This is a genomic window from Xylophilus rhododendri (assembly GCF_009906855.1).
Taxonomy (GTDB): Bacteria; Pseudomonadota; Gammaproteobacteria; order Burkholderiales; family Burkholderiaceae_C; genus Xylophilus; species Xylophilus rhododendri.
In genome coordinates this window covers 969753-986683 of record NZ_CP047650.1, presented here as the reverse complement: position 1 = coordinate 986683, position 16931 = coordinate 969753, and the positions used below count along the sequence as shown (strand labels likewise).

Below are 16931 nucleotides of genomic sequence, written 5' to 3'. Positions count from 1 at the left end.
TCCGCAATCCGGCGGTGCCGGCTGCGGTGCGGGCTCATCACTGTGCCGGGATGCCGTCCGACCAGGCCAGCGCCTGCAGGTGGGCCCAGTTGACCTCCTGGCTGCTCAGGCCGAGCGATTCGCTGGCGGTGCGGAAGACGTCCTCGTCGCCGGTCTCGCAGGCTTCGGTCAGCTGCAGGTAGAGGCCCAGCGGGCCGCTGCGGGTGAGCAGGGCTTCGACCACCTCGTCGGGCAGGGTCAGCAGCTTGACGGCCTGGTCCATCGGCAGGCCCAGCATCACGTCGAGCATGGAGAAGATGCCGGCCACGAAGGCGTGTTCGCGCACTTCCGGTCCCAGGCGCTCGCCGACCAGCAGTTCCATCAGCCGGCCGCGCACCACGGCCAGGCTGCCCACGGCGGGCGGCGTGCCGTTCTTCGATGCCAGCAGCAGCAATGCGGCCCAGCGGAAGAGCTTCTTCAGGCCCAGGATCATCACCGCGTGGCGGAAGGAGGTGACCTCGCGCTGCATGCCGAAGCCGGCCGAGTTGATCAGGCGCATCAGGTTGAAGGCCAGGCCCGCGTCCTTCTTGAGCACCTGCTCGATCTCGTCGGTGCTGGCCTGGCGGCGCACCAGATTCACCAGCTCCACGGCGGCCAGCTGCGAAGGCGCGATCAGCCGGGTGGCGACGACCGCCGGGCGGGCGAACCAGTAGCCCTGGAACAGTCCGAAACCCATGGTGCGCACGGCGTTGAACTGCTCTTCGGTCTCGACCTTCTCGGCCACCAGGTCCACGCCCGGCAGGTTCTGGGCGCGGCGCACCAGGCCTTCGAGACGGTCGGCCGGCACGGCGGCCAGGTCGAACTTGATGTAGTCGGCCAGGGCGGCCCAGGGCTTGTAGACGTCTTCCAGCACCGAGGGCTCGAAGGCCAGCTGGAAGCCGCGTTCGCGCAGCGAGGCCAGCACGGGGGTGCGGCCTTCGATCAGCGAGGCGTCGTTGTCTTCGGCCGGCGGGATCTCCAGCGTGAATTTCTCGGGCTGCACCAGGTCCAGGTGGCCGCCGGCCAGGCTGCTGGGCGTGCAGTTGATGAAGAGCTGCATGCGGCCGATGAGTTCCTCGGTGCCGGCATGGGAGAGCGCGTTGAAGATCAGGGTGACGTCGCTGGCGGCGGTGTGCAGGCCATTGCCCTGCGAGCGGTCGAACAGCTCATACCCCACCACGGCCCGCTCTGCATTCACGATGGCCTGGCGGGCGATGATGGCGGAGGGCGTGTCGGGAGTGGTCGTTGTCATGGGTGGCTATGATTGCTTGTGCGTTGGGCTTGGCCCATTCTAGGATTCTTATGGATACAGGCCGGTGTCGGCCGGTCGATAGCCGACTAGGGTAGCGCCTGCAGTTCCTCTTCCGTGAAACCGGCCAGGCGCCGTGCAGGGAGATTGAGCGGCGGCTTGGGCGCCGGCGCCTGGTGCAGCCGGGTCAGCATGCGGTAGTGCGCCACCGGCTCCAGCCCCTGCAGCTCGCACAGCCAGCGGTACCAGCGGTTGCCGATGGCCACATGGCCGACCTCGTCGCGCAGGATCACGTCGAGGATGGCGACGGCGGCCAGGGCGTCCGGCGTGCCCACGTGGCGCAGCTTGTTCTGCATCGGCGGGGCGGCGTCCAGGCCGCGGGCTTCCAGGGTGCGCGGCACCAGCGCCATGCGGGCGGTCACGTCGTGGGCGGTGCGCTCGCACATGGTCCACAGGCCCTGGTGGGCAGGGAAGTCGCCGTAGTCGTAGCCCATGGACTGCAGATGGGCGCGCAGCAGGCAGAAGTGCTGAGCCTCCTCGGCGGCCACCCGCACCCAGTCGAGGTAGTACTGCGCCGGCATGCCGTCGAAGCGCCAGACCGCGTCCAGCGCCAGGTTGATCGCGTTGAGTTCGATATGCGCCACCGCATGCAGCAACGCGGCGCGGCCGGGCAAGGAGGCGGGCGAGCGGCGGGCGACCTGGGTGTGGTCCAGCAGTTCCGGGCGCTCCGGGCGACCGGGCAGGGTGGCCGGATCGGCCGGGCCCTCGGGCGCGCGCTCGGCCAGCGCCAGCCTGCCGGCATCGCGCTGCAGGGCCAGCGCCGCGGCGGCCTTGGCCTGCGGGTCGGCGAGCAGGAGCGCGTCGAGTGCGCGTTGGCGGATTTCCATGGCCCCGATTCTAGGGAGCGACCTAGAATCGGCTTTTGCCCGCTGGAGCAGCAAGGCCATGCCCCTGTACGAACTCGACGGCGTCCGTCCCCGCATCGCCCCCACCGCCTGGGTGGCAGACAACGCGCAGATCATCGGCGACGTGGTGCTGGAAGACGGCGCCAGCGTCTGGTTCGGCGCGGTGCTGCGGGGCGACAACGCCACCCTCACCGTGGGCCGCGGCTCCAACGTGCAGGACAACAGCGTGCTGCACACCGATGCCGGCCTGCCGCTGACCATCGGCGAGAACGTCACCATCGGCCACCTGGTCACGCTGCACGGCTGCAGCATCGGCGCGGGTTCGCTGATCGGCATCGGCTCGGTGGTGCTCAACCACGCCAGGATCGGCGAGCGTTGCCTGGTCGGCGCCGGCTCGCTGGTGACCGAAGGCAAGGAGTTCGCGGACGGCTCGATGATCGTCGGCTCGCCGGCCCGTTCGGTGCGCGAGCTCACGCCCGAGCAGATCGCGGGCATCTCGCGCAGCGCGCCGGGTTATGTGCGCAACGCCCAGCGCTTCGCCGCCGGCCTGCGCCGCATCGACTGAGCGCGGCGCTCGGCTTCGCTTTTATTTCCAGCATCCATCCCTATCTCCTTCGCGTGTCTGAACTACATCGCTTCCTTTTCGACGGCGCCCCGGTGCGGGGCGCCATCGTCCGCCTGACGGACGCCTGGGCCGAGACGCTGCGGCGCCGCGCCTCCAACACCGCAGGCCCCTATGCGCCGCCGGTCGCCGAACTGCTCGGCGAGATGATGGCTGCCGGCGTGCTGATGCATTCGAGCATCAAGTTCCAGGGCGCGCTGGTGCTGCAGATCTTCGGCGACGGCCCGGTCAAGCTGGCCGTGGCCGAGGTGCAGGCCGACCTGGGCCTGCGCGCCACCGCCTCGGTGATGGGCGAGGTGCCCGAGGGCGCCCGCCTGCCCGACATGGTCAACCTGCGCAACCAGGGCCGCTGCGCCATCACGCTCGACCCGAAGACCAAGTTCCCCGGCCAGCAGCCCTACCAGGGCGTGGTGCCGCTGTTCGACGACCAGGGCCAGCCGATCGACAAGCTCTCCGATGTGCTGCAGCACTACATGCTGCAGAGCGAGCAGCTGGACACGACACTGGTGCTGGCGGCCGACGAGAAGATCGCCTGCGGCCTGCTGATCCAGCGCATGCCGGTCAAGGGCGAGCGCAACCTCGCCGGCAGCCTGGTGAGCCAGGAGAACGAGGACGAGATCGGCCAGAACGAGGACTACAACCGCATCGCCACCCTGGCCGCCAGCTTGAAGCGCGAGGAACTGCTCTCGCTGGACGTGGACACCATCCTGCGCCGCCTGTTCTGGGAAGAGAAGCTGATGCTGTTCGCGCCCGAGGACGGCGCGGGCGGCCCGCATTTCTCCTGCACCTGCAGCCGCGAACGGGTGGCCGGCATGATCCGCGGCCTGGGCCTGGAAGAAGCCAACGACATCCTGCGGGAGCGCGGCGAGATCGAGGTCGGCTGCGAGTTCTGCGGCCAGCAGTACCGCTTCGACAAGGTCGATGCGGCGCAGCTCTTCGCGGATCCGACCGGCCTGGCGCCGGGCAGCAGCGCGGTGCAGTGACGGGACGGACCAAGGGCCACTAGGCCAGGTCGATCAGGCGCCGCGTCTCCGCCTTCAGGCTGCTGTGCTTGAGCGGCGTGTAGAGGCGGCCGGGCAGCGCGGCGGCTTGTTCGTCGATGAAGGCGGACCAGGTCTGCCTGTCGTCTTCACCATAGTGTTCCAGGGCCAGCTTCAGGGCTTCCACGCCGTGGCAATAGGTGGTGCTGCGTTCATGGGCGGAGCAGCCTGCGGCCAGCTCGTCGTCGGCATTCACCCCCAGCATGGCCATGGCGCGCGGAATGACTTCCTGCAGGTCGCGCTGGGCGAACGCGGTGCTGGCCCGGGCCAGCAGGTGCACGGTGAGGAAGTTCCGCTCCTTGACCTTGCTGACCCGCGGAATCCAGGACAGCAATTCCTCGAAACAGGCGATGGCCGCCTGGCGCGCCTTGGCGTTGGGCTCCCCGGTCCATTGCTGCTGGGTGCGGGGCCGCAGCGGCGCCTCGATGGGATTCCAGTCCATCGCGAAGATCGGGTCGCTCACCCGCCGCGCCGTGCCCATGGCACGCTCGGCGCCGAAGCGTTCGGCCAGCGACCAGGGCAGGGCCGACAGATGCGCGCCCAGCAGGACGACGACGATGCGGCATGCGCTGTCCCGCGATAGCGGCTGCAGCGCGGCCATCAGCGCCTGGATGTTGGCCATGATGTCCAGGCGGCTGGGCGCCTGCCAGCGCCGCGCGCAGTCTTCCAGCTGCGTGCAGAACGCCGCCGTGCCGTGTCGCCGGGCCTGTTCGGCCAGCAGCGCCCATGCGGCGGTATGCTGTTGCGGCGCCAGCATCGCGACATGGGCCGCCATCAGCAGCAGGCTGGCCTGGCGGGCCTGCGGCGACATCATGCTCAGGCGCTGCGGCAGGCTCTTGAGGGTGTGTTCGGGACTGGGCAGGTGGCCTGCCAGGTTGCCGGGGTCGAGCTCCTCGGCGAATTTTTCGAGCTGGAAATCCCTGGCCGGCACCTCTTCGAAGCAGGCGGTGGCTTCGGCCTGCGTGCCGGCCACGATGAAATCCGGCATCGACCGCATGCCAGCGGCGCCCGTGCCGCCCGGGCTTGCCGGCGAGCCGTCTTCGGCTTCCTCCTGGATGTCAGGCATGTTGAAACGTGAGGAGCTCTGATTCCAGTGGGTGTGCATGGTGGCGCCCGGTTGTGAAACGAACCGCCATGCTGGACCTGCCAGCAGGGCGGACAGCGGGCGACCCGAAGCCGCGGGCCGGGGCGCGATGGCCGTCGCGCCCTTCAGGCCATGTCGAGCAGCCGCCTGGCTTCGGCGATCCGTTCCTGGTGCCTGGCGGGCGGATAGAGCCCGTCCGGCTGGCGCCTGGCCTCGCTGTCGATGAAGGCCGTCCAGATGCGCTCGTCATCGGTTCCGTAGTGCTTGAGCGCCAGCTTCAGCGCCTCGATGCCCAGGCAGTAGCTGTGGCCGATGGCGGCGGCCGGCTTGTGGGCCTGCGTGTCCTTGCGTACGTTCGCGGCCAGCACCTCCAGCGCGTCGGGAATGACCTCCTGCAGGTCGCGCTGCTCGAAGGCGGCCAGCCCCTTGCCCAGCAGCTGCACCGTGAGCAGCCGGCGATCGCGCGCATCTTGCAGTTCGGCGGTCCACGACAGCATCTCGTTGAAGCAGGCGCATGCGGACTGGCGTTCGAGCGCATCGGGCTCGGCGGCCCATTGAGCCGCGCTGCGGCGCGGAGCCGCCGATTCCATGGGGCTCCAGTCCATCGATTCGCCGTTGCCGTGCACGGCCCGATCGAATGCGGCGGCCCGTTCCTCGCCGAAACGCGCGGCCAGCGAAAAGGGCAGGGTGCCCAGGCGTGCGCACACCAGCATCACCATGATCCGGCAGGCGCAGCCATGCGGCACCTGGCGCAGCAAGGGCATCAGTTCGTGTACGTTGCGCATCACGTCCAGGCGTTCGATCGAGTTCCAGCGCCTGACCGTGGCCTGCAGCCTGGTGCAGAAATCCGGCGTCGCATGGCGGCGCGCCTGGGCATCCAGCAGGGCCCAGGCTTTCGGCCTGTCCTTGCGCTCCATCGCGCGGATGTAGGCGGCCAGGACTTGCAGGGCGGCCATGCGGGCGTTGGGCCTCAGGCGCTGCAGCTGTTCGAACAGGCGCGACAGGGTCGCGGGCGGAAGCGGGAGGTAGACCCAGGGGTTGGTCGGATCGAGTTCTTCCACGAAACGGTGGAAGTTGGCCCCCAGCGTATCGCCGCCGGTGAAGCAGCCGGCGAGGTCGGTGCCGGCGGTGACGCTGGCGTAGTCGGGCGGGGACACCGGCGGGCTGCCGGCTGTCGATGCCGCGCAGGAGCTGGCAGAAGCACCGGTCGTGGTCGCCGGGAATGTCGCGGGCGCAGGCGAAGTCGGGCGGAAGTCCATGGCAGCGGGATGGCAGTGGAGGAAGGCCGCATGCTGCGGACATCTCCCCACCGTGCGGCGTGCCGAGCCGAAGGGCCGGGCCGGCAGCCGAGCTTTGCGGGCTGCTAGCGCGGGTCTTGCGCCGTGTCGCGCAAGCGGCTGAAGAGCCGGTGCTCGCAGGCGGCGTCGTCGCAGTTCAGGCAGGTCCAGGCGGCGGTGGCGCCGGGCGGCAGGCGGGCGATGCCGGGCAGCACCGGCTCCAGCGCCTGCAGGGCCGAGGCCAGGCGGGCATCGCCGCTGCCGTAGATCACCCGGTAACCGATGCCGGCTTCGGCCAGCGCGGCACGCAGCATGGCGTCGATGGGGGCCCGCACATGCGGGCCGTCGCGTTGCAGGCCGTCGGCCACCCAGGGCAGGTCCAGGCCGGTGAGCAGGGTGGCGGCGTAGAGGCGCTGGTGCTCCAGTGCGAAGGGGTGGAGCGAGCGGTCGGCGAAGAGCTTGTCGCTGTAGATGGCGGTCATCAGAGGCGTGGTGTCGGCGATGACGATGTCGGCGTCGTCCACGGCCGTGACGCGACGGGCCTGCTCCTGCGCGATGCCGGACTGCTCGTCCGGCCGGGGCACGCGGCCTTCGTGTTCGCACCACTGGCGCAGCACCTCGGGCACCAGCACCACACGCCGCCCGGCGGCGCGCAGGCGTTCGGCCAGCGCCACGGCGAGTGTGCTCTTGCCGGTGCTCTCCGCCCCCAGCAGCGCGATCGCCAGCGGCTTCATGCGGCGGCGACGGAGCGCGCCTGCCAGGCCCGCCAGCCGCTCACGCTGAGCATGGCGAAGACGGCATAGAGCAGGGCGGTGATCCACAGGCCCTTGTAGGCATAGAGGGCGGCGCCGGCCACGTTCACCGCCAGCCAGGCCGGCCAGTTCTCGGTGTACTTGCGGGCCAGCAGGTATTGGCCGACCAGGCTGCCGGCGGTGGGAAAGGCATCCCACCAGGGCACGTCGGTATCGGTGAAACGCAGCAGGAACAGGCCCAGCGCCGGCCACAGCAGCGCCCAGGCCAGCAGCACGCCGAGCCGGCCGCGGCCGCTCAGCACACTCACCACGAGGGCCGAGCCGTCGGCGCGGCGGCCGCGCAGCCATTTGGTCCAGCCCCAGCCGGCCAGCAGGATGAAGAATACCTGCAGTGCCGCATCGCCATAGAGCTGGCTGCGCTGGAAGATGAAGAAATAGAGGATGGAACTCAGGATCGCCAGCGGCCAGCCCCAGTGCCGCTCGCGGATGTTCATGCCCACCATGGCCAGGGCCAGCACCACGGCCACGGCCTCGGCCCAGCTGGTGGCCACGCCCCAGACGGTGAAGGCGGTGGAGAAGAGGAGGTCGTGCACGGCGACGCTCCGGGCCTACTTGGTGATCTGCACGTAGATCTCGTTGGGCCGCACCATGCCGAGTTCGGAGCGGGCCTTTTCCTCGACCATGTCCAGGCCCTCGCGCAGGTCATCGACCTCGGAGGTCAGGCGCTCGTTGTTCGCCTGCGCCCGGGTGTTGGAGGCCTGCTGCTCGGCGATCTGCGCGCGCAGCTCCTCCACCTTGGGGATGCTGCCGCGCCCCAGCCACATCTGCGCGTGCAGCGCCGCCAGCACTGCGATGAGCACGATGGGAACGATGCGGTTGACCATGTCGGCTGGGGCGCTGCGGCCTGCTACTTGAGGTTGTAGAAGGCGTCGCGGCCCGGGTACACGGCGATGTCGCCCAGGTCCTCTTCGATGCGCAGCAGCTGGTTGTACTTGGCGATGCGGTCCGAACGCGACAGCGAGCCGGTCTTGATCTGGCCGGCGTTGGTGCCGACAGCGATGTCGGCGATGGTGCTGTCTTCCGTCTCGCCCGAGCGGTGGCTGATCACGGCGGTGTAGCCGGCGCGCTTGGCCATCTCGATGGCGGCGAAGGTCTCGGTCAGGGTGCCGATCTGGTTGATCTTGATCAGGATCGAGTTGCCGATGCCCTTGTCGATGCCTTCCTTGAAGATCTTGGTGTTGGTGACGAACAGGTCGTCGCCCACCAGCTGAATCTTCTTGCCCAGGCGTTCGGTCAGGTGCTTCCAGCCATCCCAGTCGCCTTCGGCCATGCCGTCCTCGATGCTGATGATGGGGTACTTGTCGCACCAGGTGGCCAGCATGTCGGTCCACTGGGCGGCGGTCAGCGTCAGGTTCTCGCCGGACAGCACGTAGTGGCCGTCCTTGTAGAACTCGCTGGCGGCGCAGTCCAGGCCCAGCACGATCTGTTCGCCGGCCACGTAGCCGGCCTTCTCGATGGCTTCCAGGATCAGCACGATGGCCGCTTCATGGCTCTCGACGCTGGGGGCGAAGCCGCCTTCGTCGCCGACGGCGGTGCTCATGCCGCGGTCGTTGATGATCTTCTTCAGGGCATGGAAGACCTCGGCGCCGTAGCGCACGGCTTCGCGGAAGCTCGGTGCGCCGACCGGGATGATCATGAACTCCTGGATGTCCAGCGAGTTGTTGGCATGCGCGCCGCCGTTGATGACGTTCATCATCGGCACCGGCAGCTGCATGCCGCCCATGCCGCCGAAGTAGCGGTACAGGGGCATGCCGGACTCTTCGGCCGCGGCGCGGGCCACGGCCATGGACACGGCCAGCATGGCGTTGGCGCCCAGGCGGCTCTTGTTGTCGGTGCCGTCGAGGTCGATCAGGGTCTTGTCGAGGAAGGCCTGTTCCGAGGCGTCGAGGCCGAGCACGGCTTCGGAGATCTCGGTGTTGATGTGTTCGACGGCCTTGAGCACGCCCTTGCCCAGGTAACGCGTCTTGTCGCCGTCGCGCAGCTCGATGGCTTCGCGGCTGCCGGTGGAGGCGCCGGACGGCACGGCCGCACGGCCCATGACGCCGGATTCCAGCAGCACGTCGCATTCGACGGTGGGGTTGCCCCGGCTGTCGAGCACTTCGCGCCCGACGATGTCAACGATTGCACTCATGTCTTCTCTTTCCTTGGATTGCCTAAAAACCTTGGAGCTGTCTTGTGGCGCGGCCGCGGGCTACAGGCCCTCTACCACCACCATGCGCATCACCGCCGCGCCGGCACGCGCTTCGCGCGCCTTGCCGTACTGCGGCGAATCGTAGAAGGCGCGGGCCGCCGGCACGCTGCCGAACTTGAGCAGCACCACGCGCTGCGGCGTCCAGTCGCCTTCCATCGGAACGATCTCGCCGCCGCGCACGCAGACTTCGGCGCCATGCGCCTGCATGGCCGCCGTGGACCATTTCTTGTACTCGTCGTACTGGTCCGGGTTGGTGATCTGCACGTCGGCGATGAGGTATGCGCTCATGCGTTGAAGTCGTCTTCCAGAAAACTATTGGACTTGACCACCCGGTCGATCGCGACCAGGGTCTCCAGCAGCGCCTTCATGTGCTTGAGCGGCACGGCGTTCGGGCCATCGGACAGGGCCTGGGCCGGGTCCGGATGGGTCTCCATGAACAGGCCCGCCACACCCACGCCGACCGCCGCGCGCGCCAGCACCGGCACCATCTCGCGCTGGCCGCCGGAGCTGGTGCCCTGGCCGCCGGGCAGCTGCACCGAATGGGTGGCGTCGAAGACGACCGGGGCGCCGGTCTCGCGCATGATCGCCAGGCTGCGCATGTCCGAGACCAGGTTGTTGTAGCCGAAGCTGGCGCCCCGTTCGCAGGCCATGAAGTTGTCTTCCGCAAGACCCATTTCGCGCGCGGCGGCACGGGCCTTGTCGATGACGTTCTTCATGTCGTGCGGCGCGAGGAACTGGCCCTTCTTGATGTTGACCGGTTTGCCCGACTGCGCCACGGCGCGGATGAAGTCGGTCTGCCGGCACAGGAAGGCGGGGGTCTGCAGCACGTCGACCACCTTGGCGGCCTCGGTGATGTCTTCCTCGGTGTGCACGTCGGTCAGCACCGGCAGGCCGAGTTCGCGCTTGACCTTGGCCAGGATCTCCAGGCCCTTCTCGCGGCCCGGGCCGCGGTAGGTGCTGCCGGAGGAGCGGTTGGCCTTGTCGAAGCTGCTCTTGAAGATGAAGGGAATGCCGAGCGAGCCGGTGATTTCCTTCAGCTGGCCGGCCACGTCCATCTGCAGCTGCTCGGACTCGATCACGCAGGGCCCTGCGATCAGGAAGAAGGGCTGCTGCAGCCCGATGTCGAAGCCGCAGAGCTTCATGCGGTGGCCTCGGTGGCGTCGGGCAACGTGGTGCTGCGCGGTGCGCCGGCCTGGTGCTGCAGCGCGGCCTTGATGAAGGCGTTGAACAGCGGGTGGCCGTTCCACGGCGTGGACTTGAACTCGGGGTGGAATTGCACGCCCATGTACCAGGGATGCACCTCGCGCGGCAGCTCGACGATCTCGGTGAGCTGTTCGCGCTGGGTCAGCGCCGAGATCACCAGGCCGGCCTTGCGCAGCTGGTCCAGGTAGTTCACATTGGCTTCGTAGCGATGGCGGTGGCGTTCGGTGACCACGTCGCCGTAGATCGCATGGGCCAGCGTGCCCTTGGCCACGTCGGAACTCTGCGCGCCCAGGCGCATGGTGCCGCCGAGGTCGGACGAGGCGTTGCGTGTCTTGATCGTGCCGTCCTCGTCCTTCCACTCGGTGATGAGGGCGATGACGGGCTCGGGCGTCTCGGGCTCGAACTCGGTGCTGTTGGCCTTCTTCAGGCCGGCCACATGGCGCGCGTATTCGATGGTGGCGACCTGCATGCCCAGGCAGATGCCGAGGTAGGGCGTCTTGTGCTCGCGGGCATAGCGGGCCGCGTTGATCTTGCCTTCCACGCCGCGCTGGCCGAAGCCGCCCGGGACCAGCACCGCGTCGTACTTGCCGAGGCTGTCGACGTTGTCGGAAGTGATGGTTTCCGAGTCGATGTACTCGATGCGCACCTTGGCGTGGTTCTTCAGGCCGGCGTGGCGCAGCGCTTCGTTCAGCGACTTGTAGCTGTCGGACAGGTCGACGTACTTCCCGACCATGGCGATGGCCACTTCGTGCTGCGGGTTCTCGGTCTCGAAGACCAGCTCGTCCCAGCGGCGCAGCGAGGTCGGCGGCGTGTTCAGGCGTAGCTTGTCGCAGATCAGGCCGTCCAGGCCCTGCTCGTGCAGCATGCGCGGCACGCGGTAGATGGTGGCCACGTCCCACATGGAGATCACGCCCCATTCCGGCACGTTGGTGAACAGCGAGATCTTGGCGCGCTCGTCGTCCGGGATGCGGCGGTCGGCGCGGCAGAGCAGGGCGTCGGGCTGGATGCCGATCTCGCGCAGCTTCTGCACGGTGTGCTGGGTGGGCTTGGTCTTCAGCTCGCCCGCGGCGGCGATCCAGGGCACGTAGGTCAGGTGCACGAAGGCCGAATTGTTCGGGCCCATGCGCAGGCTCATCTGGCGCACGGCTTCGAGGAAGGGCAGGGACTCGATGTCGCCCACCGTGCCGCCGATCTCGACGATGGCGACATCGACCGCGTCGGCCGTGCCCATGCCCGCGCCGCGCTTGATGTATTCCTGGATCTCGTTGGTGACGTGCGGGATCACCTGCACCGTCTTGCCGAGGTAGTCGCCGCGGCGCTCCTTCTCCAGCACCGACTGGTAGATCCGGCCGGTGGTGAAGTTGTTGGTGCGCTTCATGCGCGTCTCGATGAAACGCTCGTAGTGGCCCAGGTCGAGGTCGGTCTCGGCACCGTCGTCGGTGACGAAGACTTCGCCGTGCTGGAACGGGGACATCGTGCCCGGATCCACATTGATGTAGGGATCGAGCTTGATCAACGTGACCTTGAGGCCGCGCGATTCGAGAATCGCTGCAAGGGAGGCTGAGGCGATTCCCTTGCCCAGGGAGGACACCACACCGCCGGTGACGAAGACGAATTTGGTCATGTCGAAATCGGGAACGTCGGGCTTCCCGGGAGGTGGTAAAGCGAGATTATAGAGGGGGGTGGGACCTCGCCCTTTCGACATGTGCCCGCTGCCCTGCGGCGGCGCGGGGCCTCTGCTACATTGCCCGCTTTCCCTTGCCGCGGCAGGCTTTCATGGCCGCCGCGCCCGCTGATGGACCTCTCCGGTAAACACATCCTGCTCGGCCTGACGGGCGGCATCGCCTGCTACAAGTCCGCCGAGCTCTGCCGCCTGCTGATCGGGGCGGGCGCCACGGTGCAGGTGGTGATGACCGAGGCGGCGGCGCAGTTCATCACGCCGGTGACCATGCAGGCCCTGTCGGGCCGGCCGGTGGCCGATTCGCAGTGGGAGGCCGGCTCGGTGGGCCGCACGCCCGACGGCATGCCGCACATCCACCTGGGCCGCGAGGCCGATGCGATCGTGCTGGCACCCTGCAGCGCCGACTTCATCGCCCGCCTGGCCCAGGGCCGCACCGACGAGCTGCTCAGCCTGCTCTGCCTGGCCCGGCCGGCCGAACGGGTGCCGCTGCTGCTGGCGCCGGCCATGAACCGCGAGATGTGGGTGCATCCCGCCACCCGGCGCAACCTGGCGCAGGTGCAGGCCGACGGCGCCGTCTCGCTCGGCGTGGGCAACGGCATGCAGGCCTGCGGCGAGACCGGCGACGGCCGCATGCTGGAGCCAGCCGACATCCTGGCCGAGGTCATCTCCTTCTTCCAGCCCAAGCCGCTGGCCGGCCAGCATGTGCTGATCACCGCCGGGCCGACCTTCGAGGCGATCGATCCGGTGCGCGGCGTGACCAACCATTCCAGCGGCAAGATGGGTTTCGCGGTGGCGCGGGCGGCGGCCGAGGCCGGTGCCGAGGTCACGCTGGTCGCCGGGCCGGTGGCGCAGGCCACGCCGCGCGGCGTCTGCCGCATCGATGTGCAGTCGGCCCAGCAGATGCTGGCGGCCACGCTGCAGGCTTCGGAGCGGGCCACGGTCTTCATCGCCGCCGCCGCGGTGGCCGACTGGCGCCCGGCCGAGTTCCACGACCACAAGATCAAGAAGGCGGTGGACGGCCAGCCGCCCACGCTGCAGTTCGTCGAGAACCCCGACATCCTGGCGACGGTGGCCCAGGGCGAACGCGCCCGAAGCGGCCAGCTCTACTGCGTGGGTTTCGCGGCGGAAAGCCATGACCTGCTGGCCCATGCCACGGCCAAGCGCCAGAGGAAGGGCATCCCGCTGCTGGTCGCCAACATCGGCCCGACGGCCTTCGGCCGCGACGACAACGAACTCCTGCTGGTGGACGCCCACGGTTTCCAGGCCCTGGAGCGCGCACCCAAGCTGGTGCTGGCGCGCAAGCTGGTGGCGGAGATCGCCCGGCGCCTGAAGACAAAAGAATGAACATGCAAATCGACGTCAAGATCATCGACCCCCGCATGGCGGATCAACTGCCCGCCTACGCCACCCCCGGCAGCGCCGGCCTGGACCTGCGCGCCTGCCTGGATGCCCCGCTGGAGCTGGCGCCCAACGCCTGGCAGCTGGTGCCGACCGGCATCGCCATCCACCTGTCCGACGCCGGCTATGCGGCGATGATCCTGCCGCGCTCGGGCCTGGGCCACAAGCACGGCATCGTGCTGGGCAACCTGGTCGGGCTGATCGACAGCGACTACCAGGGCCAGCTCATGGTCAGCGCCTGGAACCGCAGCGACACGGCCTTCACCATCGCGCCGATGGAGCGCATCGCGCAGATGGTCATCGTGCCGGTGGCGCAGGCGCGTTTCCGGGTGGTGGAGGAGTTCGGCGAGGCGTCCGAACGCGGCGCCGGCGGTTATGGTTCCACCGGCCGCGGCTGAAGGCTTTTTCACCTTTCTTTGCGCAACTTTGCAGCACGGGTGTCAGCCAGCTCCTACCATGGCTGCGTTGAGCATCCGACGCTGAAAAGTGCAGGTATGCAAGTCCATGCCGCCGCTGCCAGGCGCCTACTCAACGAATCGTTTCGGCGCATTGCGCCAAGCGTTCATCCTCAGGAGCAAGCTATGAAGAACATCTACCGCACCATTGCGATCGCCGCAGCATCGGCCAGCGTGCTCGCACTCACGGCTTGCGCCGTCGACCCGTACTACGGCGCGCGGCCCGCTCCCGTCTACCAGCCGGCGCCGGTCTACCACCAGGCACCGGTGTACCAGCAGGCTCCGCAGGGCTATGTGCAGCCCCAGGTCTACACCGAATACGGCCGTGTCGCCAACATCGAGGTGATGCAGGGCGAAGTGGCCCGCCAGCCCTCGGGCGCGGGCGCCATCATCGGCGGCGTGCTCGGCGCCGTGGTGGGCAACCAGATCGGACACGGCGGCGGTCGTGCACTGGCCACCGGTGCCGGCCTGCTGGGCGGCGCGGTCGCGGGCAATGCGCTCGAAGGCAACCAGCGCGGCCCGGTGGTGCAGACCTACCGCGTGTCGGTGCAGGTGGAGAACGGCGGCACGCGCACCTTCGACGTTCCCTCGCCGGGCGACCTGCGTATCGGCGACCGGGTGCGTATCCAGAACAACCAGCTGCAACGCATCTGATCGGGTTGTCGCCAAGCAAAACGGGCTGCCATCTGGCAGCCCGTTTTTCTTTTGGGGAAGGTTCAGTGCAGCAGATTGCCGCCCGGCGCCGCCGGCTGCACCTTGAAGAAACCGGTGCCGGCGCTGCCCTTGCCGATCTCGTCCTCGGTGGCCTCGCGCACCGCTTCCACCTTCATGTGGATACGCAGGGCGATGCCGGCCAGGGGATGGTTGCCGTCCAGCACCACATGGTCCGGATAGAGATCGGTGACGGTGTAGAACAGGTCGGCCGGCGGCGGCGGATCCATGCCCGGGGGAAGGGCGCTGCCCTCGAAGGTCATGCCTTCCTCGATGCCTGCGGGGAAGAGCTTGCGCGGCTCCAGGAAGAGCTTCTGGTCGTCGTAGTCGCCGAAGGCCTGCTCGGGCTCCAGCTGCAGCTCGACCAGGTCGCCGGCCTTGTGGCCTTGCAGCACCTCTTCGAGTTTTTCGAGCAGGTCGTCGCCGCCGATCAGGAATTCGACGGGGCTGTCGAGCACATCCAGCTCTTCGCCCAGGGTATCGGTCAGGCGCCAGGTCAGCGCGACCACGCATTGGGGGGTAATGTCCATGGGGGAGAATTGTCGCAGTTCGACCGACTGGCTTTTCATGACCGATATCTCCACGCCCCTGGCCCTGCTGGGCGGCCTCTCTGCCCAGACCTTCATGCAGCGCCACTGGCAGAGGAAACCCCTGCTGGTGCGCCAGGCATTCGATGCCGAGGCCCTGAAGGCGACACCCTCGCGCGCCCAGCTCTTCGCGCTGGCCGCCGACGAAGACGTCGAATCCCGCCTGATCCGCCAGGACGGCGGCGACTGGCAGATGCGCCACGGCCCGGTGGCGCGCCGCGCGCTGCCGGCCCTGAACCAGCCCGGCTGGACCCTGCTGGTGCAGGGCGTGGACCTGCACGACGACGCGGCCCACCGGCTGCTCTCGCGTTTCCGTTTCCTGCCCGATGCGCGCCTGGACGACCTGATGGTCAGCTACGCCAGCGACGGCGGCGGCGTGGGCCCGCATTTCGACAGCTACGACGTCTTCCTGCTGCAGACCTCCGGCCAGCGCCGCTGGCGCATCGGCCGGCAGAAGAACCTGGAACTGCAGGAAGGCATGCCGCTGAAGATCCTGGCCGATTTCCAGCCCGAGCAGGAATACCTGCTGGAGCCCGGCGACATGCTCTACCTGCCCCCGCGCTACGCCCATGAAGGCGTGGCCGTGGGCGGCGACTGCATCACCTGCTCCATCGGCTTTCGCGCACCGCGCCAGGACGAGCTGGCGCAGGAGATGCTGCAGCGCCTGGCCGAGGACGCGGTCGATGAAGACGCCCCGGGCAAGCTCTACGGCGATGCCGGCGCGGCCGCCAGCGGCCAGCCGGCCGCCATGCCGCAGGCCCTGGTCGATTTCGCCGCCACCGCGGTCGAACGCCTGCTGAAGGACCGCGACGCCCTGCCGCGCGCCATGGGCGAGTACCTCACCGAACCCAAGGCCAACGTCTGGTTCGACGAGATCGAGGGCTTCGACGAGGAGGAGGACGACATCCCGCTGACTCGCCTGCGCCTGGACCGCCGCACCCGCATGCTCTACGACGAGCGCCACATCTTCATCAACGGCGAGAGCTACCGTGCCGCCGGCCGCGACGCGCGCCTGATGCGCCAGCTGGCCGATAAACGCCTGCTGGACGACGCGGCGCTGGCCGGCGCCAGCGAGGATGCCCGCGAACTGCTGCGCTCCTGGTGCATCGCCGGCTGGGCCCACAACGACTGACCGGCCGGCTTCGAAGCCTTTGGTTGCATGCCCTGTCGGCGCCTGGGGCACGCTGGGAGTGCGTTCCTATAATCGATTCGCCCGGTCCTGACGGGCCGGCCGCGCGGCCCCCATCCCAACGCAAACGCATTGCCGCGTGTCGGATGCCAGTCGTGTTCGTCGATTCCATTCCATCCAAAGGAAGTATCGCTATGAAGAAGTACGTTGTTCTCGCATCCCTGGTGGCCGCCGTGGCCCTGGCCGCCTGCGGCAAGAAGGAAGAAGTCGCGCCGGCTCCGGTGCCCGCACCGGCACCCGCCGAAGCACCGGCCGCCGCGGCTCCGATGGCGCCGGCACCTGCAGCACCCGCCACCGAAGCCACCCCGGCACCGGGCGGCGCGATGTCCGCCTCGCCGAGCACGACCACGCCCGACAGCAGCAGCACCTCGGGCACGCCCGGCGCATCGGGCACGGCCGGCAGCGCGACCGCTCCGGGCAACGGCACATCGGACTCGGCCGACCAGGCCAAGAAGGCCGCGGACGCCGCCGCCGAAGCCGCCAAGAAGTGAGTGAGGGCCGGGTCACCG

Annotated in this window: 19 protein-coding genes; 7 read left to right on the top strand and 12 right to left on the bottom strand. The window is 68.7% G+C overall.

What is annotated here, in order from left to right; all coding sequences use genetic code 11:
• Positions 1-37: 37 nt before the first annotated feature.
• Positions 38-1270 (bottom strand): EAL and HDOD domain-containing protein, encoded by a 1233-nt coding sequence (locus GT347_RS04535; RefSeq protein WP_160550828.1) that lies wholly within the window; start codon positions 1268-1270, stop codon positions 38-40.
• An 86-nt stretch (positions 1271-1356) separates the two neighbouring features.
• Entirely contained in the window at positions 1357-2154 is a 798-nt protein-coding gene (locus GT347_RS04530; protein ID WP_160550827.1) for a ferritin-like domain-containing protein, read from the bottom strand.
• A gap of 58 nt (positions 2155-2212) precedes the next feature.
• Here GT347_RS04530 and GT347_RS04525 point away from each other — a divergent pair, with 58 nt between their 5' ends.
• Positions 2213-2737 (top strand): gamma carbonic anhydrase family protein, encoded by a 525-nt coding sequence (locus tag GT347_RS04525; RefSeq protein WP_160550826.1) that lies wholly within the window; start codon positions 2213-2215, stop codon positions 2735-2737.
• A 53-nt stretch (positions 2738-2790) separates the two neighbouring features.
• Entirely contained in the window at positions 2791-3777 is a 987-nt protein-coding gene (gene hslO, locus GT347_RS04520; RefSeq protein ID WP_160550825.1) for an Hsp33 family molecular chaperone HslO, read from the top strand.
• 19 nt (positions 3778-3796) lie between these two features.
• On the opposite strand, the gene GT347_RS04515 is transcribed toward hslO, so the two are convergent.
• The 9 genes from GT347_RS04515 to GT347_RS04475 all read right to left on the bottom strand — a co-directional run bounded on the left by GT347_RS04515 (position 3797) and on the right by GT347_RS04475 (position 12025).
• Complete coding sequence (locus GT347_RS04515; RefSeq protein WP_160550824.1) at positions 3797-4900, bottom strand: hypothetical protein; 1104 nt, start codon at positions 4898-4900, stop codon at positions 3797-3799.
• Positions 4901-5043: 143 nt separating this feature from the next.
• Positions 5044-6075 (bottom strand): hypothetical protein, encoded by a 1032-nt coding sequence (locus GT347_RS04510; RefSeq protein ID WP_160550823.1) that lies wholly within the window; start codon positions 6073-6075, stop codon positions 5044-5046.
• 206 nt (positions 6076-6281) lie between these two features.
• The gene (locus GT347_RS04505; protein ID WP_160550822.1) at positions 6282-6929 is read right to left on the bottom strand and encodes an AAA family ATPase; all 648 of its coding nucleotides are present in this window, start codon (positions 6927-6929) and stop codon (positions 6282-6284) included.
• Complete coding sequence (gene pnuC / locus GT347_RS04500) at positions 6926-7540, bottom strand: nicotinamide riboside transporter PnuC (protein ID WP_160550821.1); 615 nt, start codon at positions 7538-7540, stop codon at positions 6926-6928. The genes GT347_RS04505 and pnuC overlap by 4 nt, the downstream gene beginning before the upstream one ends.
• A gap of 15 nt (positions 7541-7555) precedes the next feature.
• Positions 7556-7831 (bottom strand): septum formation initiator family protein, encoded by a 276-nt coding sequence (locus GT347_RS04495; protein ID WP_160550820.1) that lies wholly within the window; start codon positions 7829-7831, stop codon positions 7556-7558.
• A 23-nt stretch (positions 7832-7854) separates the two neighbouring features.
• Complete coding sequence (eno, locus tag GT347_RS04490) at positions 7855-9138, bottom strand: phosphopyruvate hydratase (RefSeq protein ID WP_160550819.1); 1284 nt, start codon at positions 9136-9138, stop codon at positions 7855-7857.
• A gap of 60 nt (positions 9139-9198) precedes the next feature.
• Complete coding sequence (locus GT347_RS04485) at positions 9199-9486, bottom strand: DUF1330 domain-containing protein (RefSeq protein WP_160550818.1); 288 nt, start codon at positions 9484-9486, stop codon at positions 9199-9201.
• A complete protein-coding gene (kdsA, locus tag GT347_RS04480) occupies positions 9483-10340 on the bottom strand; it encodes a 3-deoxy-8-phosphooctulonate synthase (RefSeq protein WP_160550817.1) in 858 nt (285 codons plus the stop codon). Before kdsA ends, GT347_RS04485 begins: the two co-directional genes overlap by 4 nt.
• Positions 10337-12025: a CTP synthase gene (locus GT347_RS04475; protein ID WP_160550816.1), complete on the bottom strand. Its 1689-nt coding sequence runs from the start codon at positions 12023-12025 to the stop codon at positions 10337-10339. Before GT347_RS04475 ends, kdsA begins: the two co-directional genes overlap by 4 nt.
• Positions 12026-12193: 168 nt before the next feature.
• Here GT347_RS04475 and coaBC point away from each other — a divergent pair, with 168 nt between their 5' ends.
• The 3 genes from coaBC (at position 12194) to GT347_RS04460 (ending at position 14589) form a co-directional block, all read left to right on the top strand.
• Positions 12194-13426: a bifunctional phosphopantothenoylcysteine decarboxylase/phosphopantothenate--cysteine ligase CoaBC gene (gene coaBC / locus GT347_RS04470; protein WP_160555219.1), complete on the top strand. Its 1233-nt coding sequence runs from the start codon at positions 12194-12196 to the stop codon at positions 13424-13426.
• A gap of 2 nt (positions 13427-13428) precedes the next feature.
• Complete coding sequence (gene dut / locus GT347_RS04465) at positions 13429-13878, top strand: dUTP diphosphatase (RefSeq protein ID WP_160550815.1); 450 nt, start codon at positions 13429-13431, stop codon at positions 13876-13878.
• Positions 13879-14061: 183 nt separating this feature from the next.
• Positions 14062-14589, top strand: a complete 528-nt coding sequence (locus GT347_RS04460) for an outer membrane lipoprotein (protein ID WP_160550814.1) — start codon at positions 14062-14064, stop codon at positions 14587-14589.
• Between the two features lie 62 nt (positions 14590-14651).
• Here GT347_RS04460 and GT347_RS04455 read toward each other — a convergent pair whose 3' ends face one another.
• Entirely contained in the window at positions 14652-15176 is a 525-nt protein-coding gene (locus GT347_RS04455) for an FKBP-type peptidyl-prolyl cis-trans isomerase (protein ID WP_160550813.1), read from the bottom strand.
• Between the two features lie 37 nt (positions 15177-15213).
• On the opposite strand from GT347_RS04455, the gene GT347_RS04450 reads away from it, so the two are divergent.
• Together GT347_RS04450 and GT347_RS04445 are read left to right on the top strand one after the other, a co-directional pair.
• On the top strand, positions 15214-16365 hold the full coding sequence (locus GT347_RS04450) for a cupin domain-containing protein (RefSeq protein WP_160550812.1): 1152 nt from the start codon (positions 15214-15216) through the stop codon (positions 16363-16365).
• Positions 16366-16556: 191 nt separating this feature from the next.
• Positions 16557-16913: a hypothetical protein gene (locus GT347_RS04445; protein WP_160550811.1), complete on the top strand. Its 357-nt coding sequence runs from the start codon at positions 16557-16559 to the stop codon at positions 16911-16913.
• The last annotated feature ends 18 nt before the right edge of the window (positions 16914-16931 follow it).

Bases quoted from the DNA above. Each gene is read 5' to 3' on its own strand.
- kdsA (WP_160550817.1), bottom strand. From the start codon at position 10,340: ATGAAGCTCTGCGGCTTCGACATCGGGCTGCAGCAGCCCTTCTTCCTG.
- GT347_RS04475 (WP_160550816.1), bottom strand. From the start codon at position 12,025: ATGACCAAATTCGTCTTCGTCACCGGCGGTGTGGTGTCCTCCCTGGGC.
- GT347_RS04535 (WP_160550828.1), bottom strand. From the start codon at position 1,270: ATGACAACGACCACTCCCGACACGCCCTCCGCCATCATCGCCCGCCAG.
- GT347_RS04495 (WP_160550820.1), bottom strand. From the start codon at position 7,831: ATGGTCAACCGCATCGTTCCCATCGTGCTCATCGCAGTGCTGGCGGCG.
- GT347_RS04445 (WP_160550811.1), top strand. From the start codon at position 16,557: ATGAAGAAGTACGTTGTTCTCGCATCCCTGGTGGCCGCCGTGGCCCTG.
- eno (WP_160550819.1), bottom strand. From the start codon at position 9,138: ATGAGTGCAATCGTTGACATCGTCGGGCGCGAAGTGCTCGACAGCCGG.
- GT347_RS04485 (WP_160550818.1), bottom strand. From the start codon at position 9,486: ATGAGCGCATACCTCATCGCCGACGTGCAGATCACCAACCCGGACCAG.
- GT347_RS04525 (WP_160550826.1), top strand. From the start codon at position 2,213: ATGCCCCTGTACGAACTCGACGGCGTCCGTCCCCGCATCGCCCCCACC.
- GT347_RS04450 (WP_160550812.1), top strand. From the start codon at position 15,214: ATGACCGATATCTCCACGCCCCTGGCCCTGCTGGGCGGCCTCTCTGCC.
- GT347_RS04530 (WP_160550827.1), bottom strand. From the start codon at position 2,154: ATGGAAATCCGCCAACGCGCACTCGACGCGCTCCTGCTCGCCGACCCG.
- GT347_RS04455 (WP_160550813.1), bottom strand. From the start codon at position 15,176: ATGGACATTACCCCCCAATGCGTGGTCGCGCTGACCTGGCGCCTGACC.
- dut (WP_160550815.1), top strand. From the start codon at position 13,429: ATGCAAATCGACGTCAAGATCATCGACCCCCGCATGGCGGATCAACTG.
- GT347_RS04505 (WP_160550822.1), bottom strand. From the start codon at position 6,929: ATGAAGCCGCTGGCGATCGCGCTGCTGGGGGCGGAGAGCACCGGCAAG.
- GT347_RS04460 (WP_160550814.1), top strand. From the start codon at position 14,062: ATGAAGAACATCTACCGCACCATTGCGATCGCCGCAGCATCGGCCAGC.
- GT347_RS04515 (WP_160550824.1), bottom strand. From the start codon at position 4,900: ATGCCTGACATCCAGGAGGAAGCCGAAGACGGCTCGCCGGCAAGCCCG.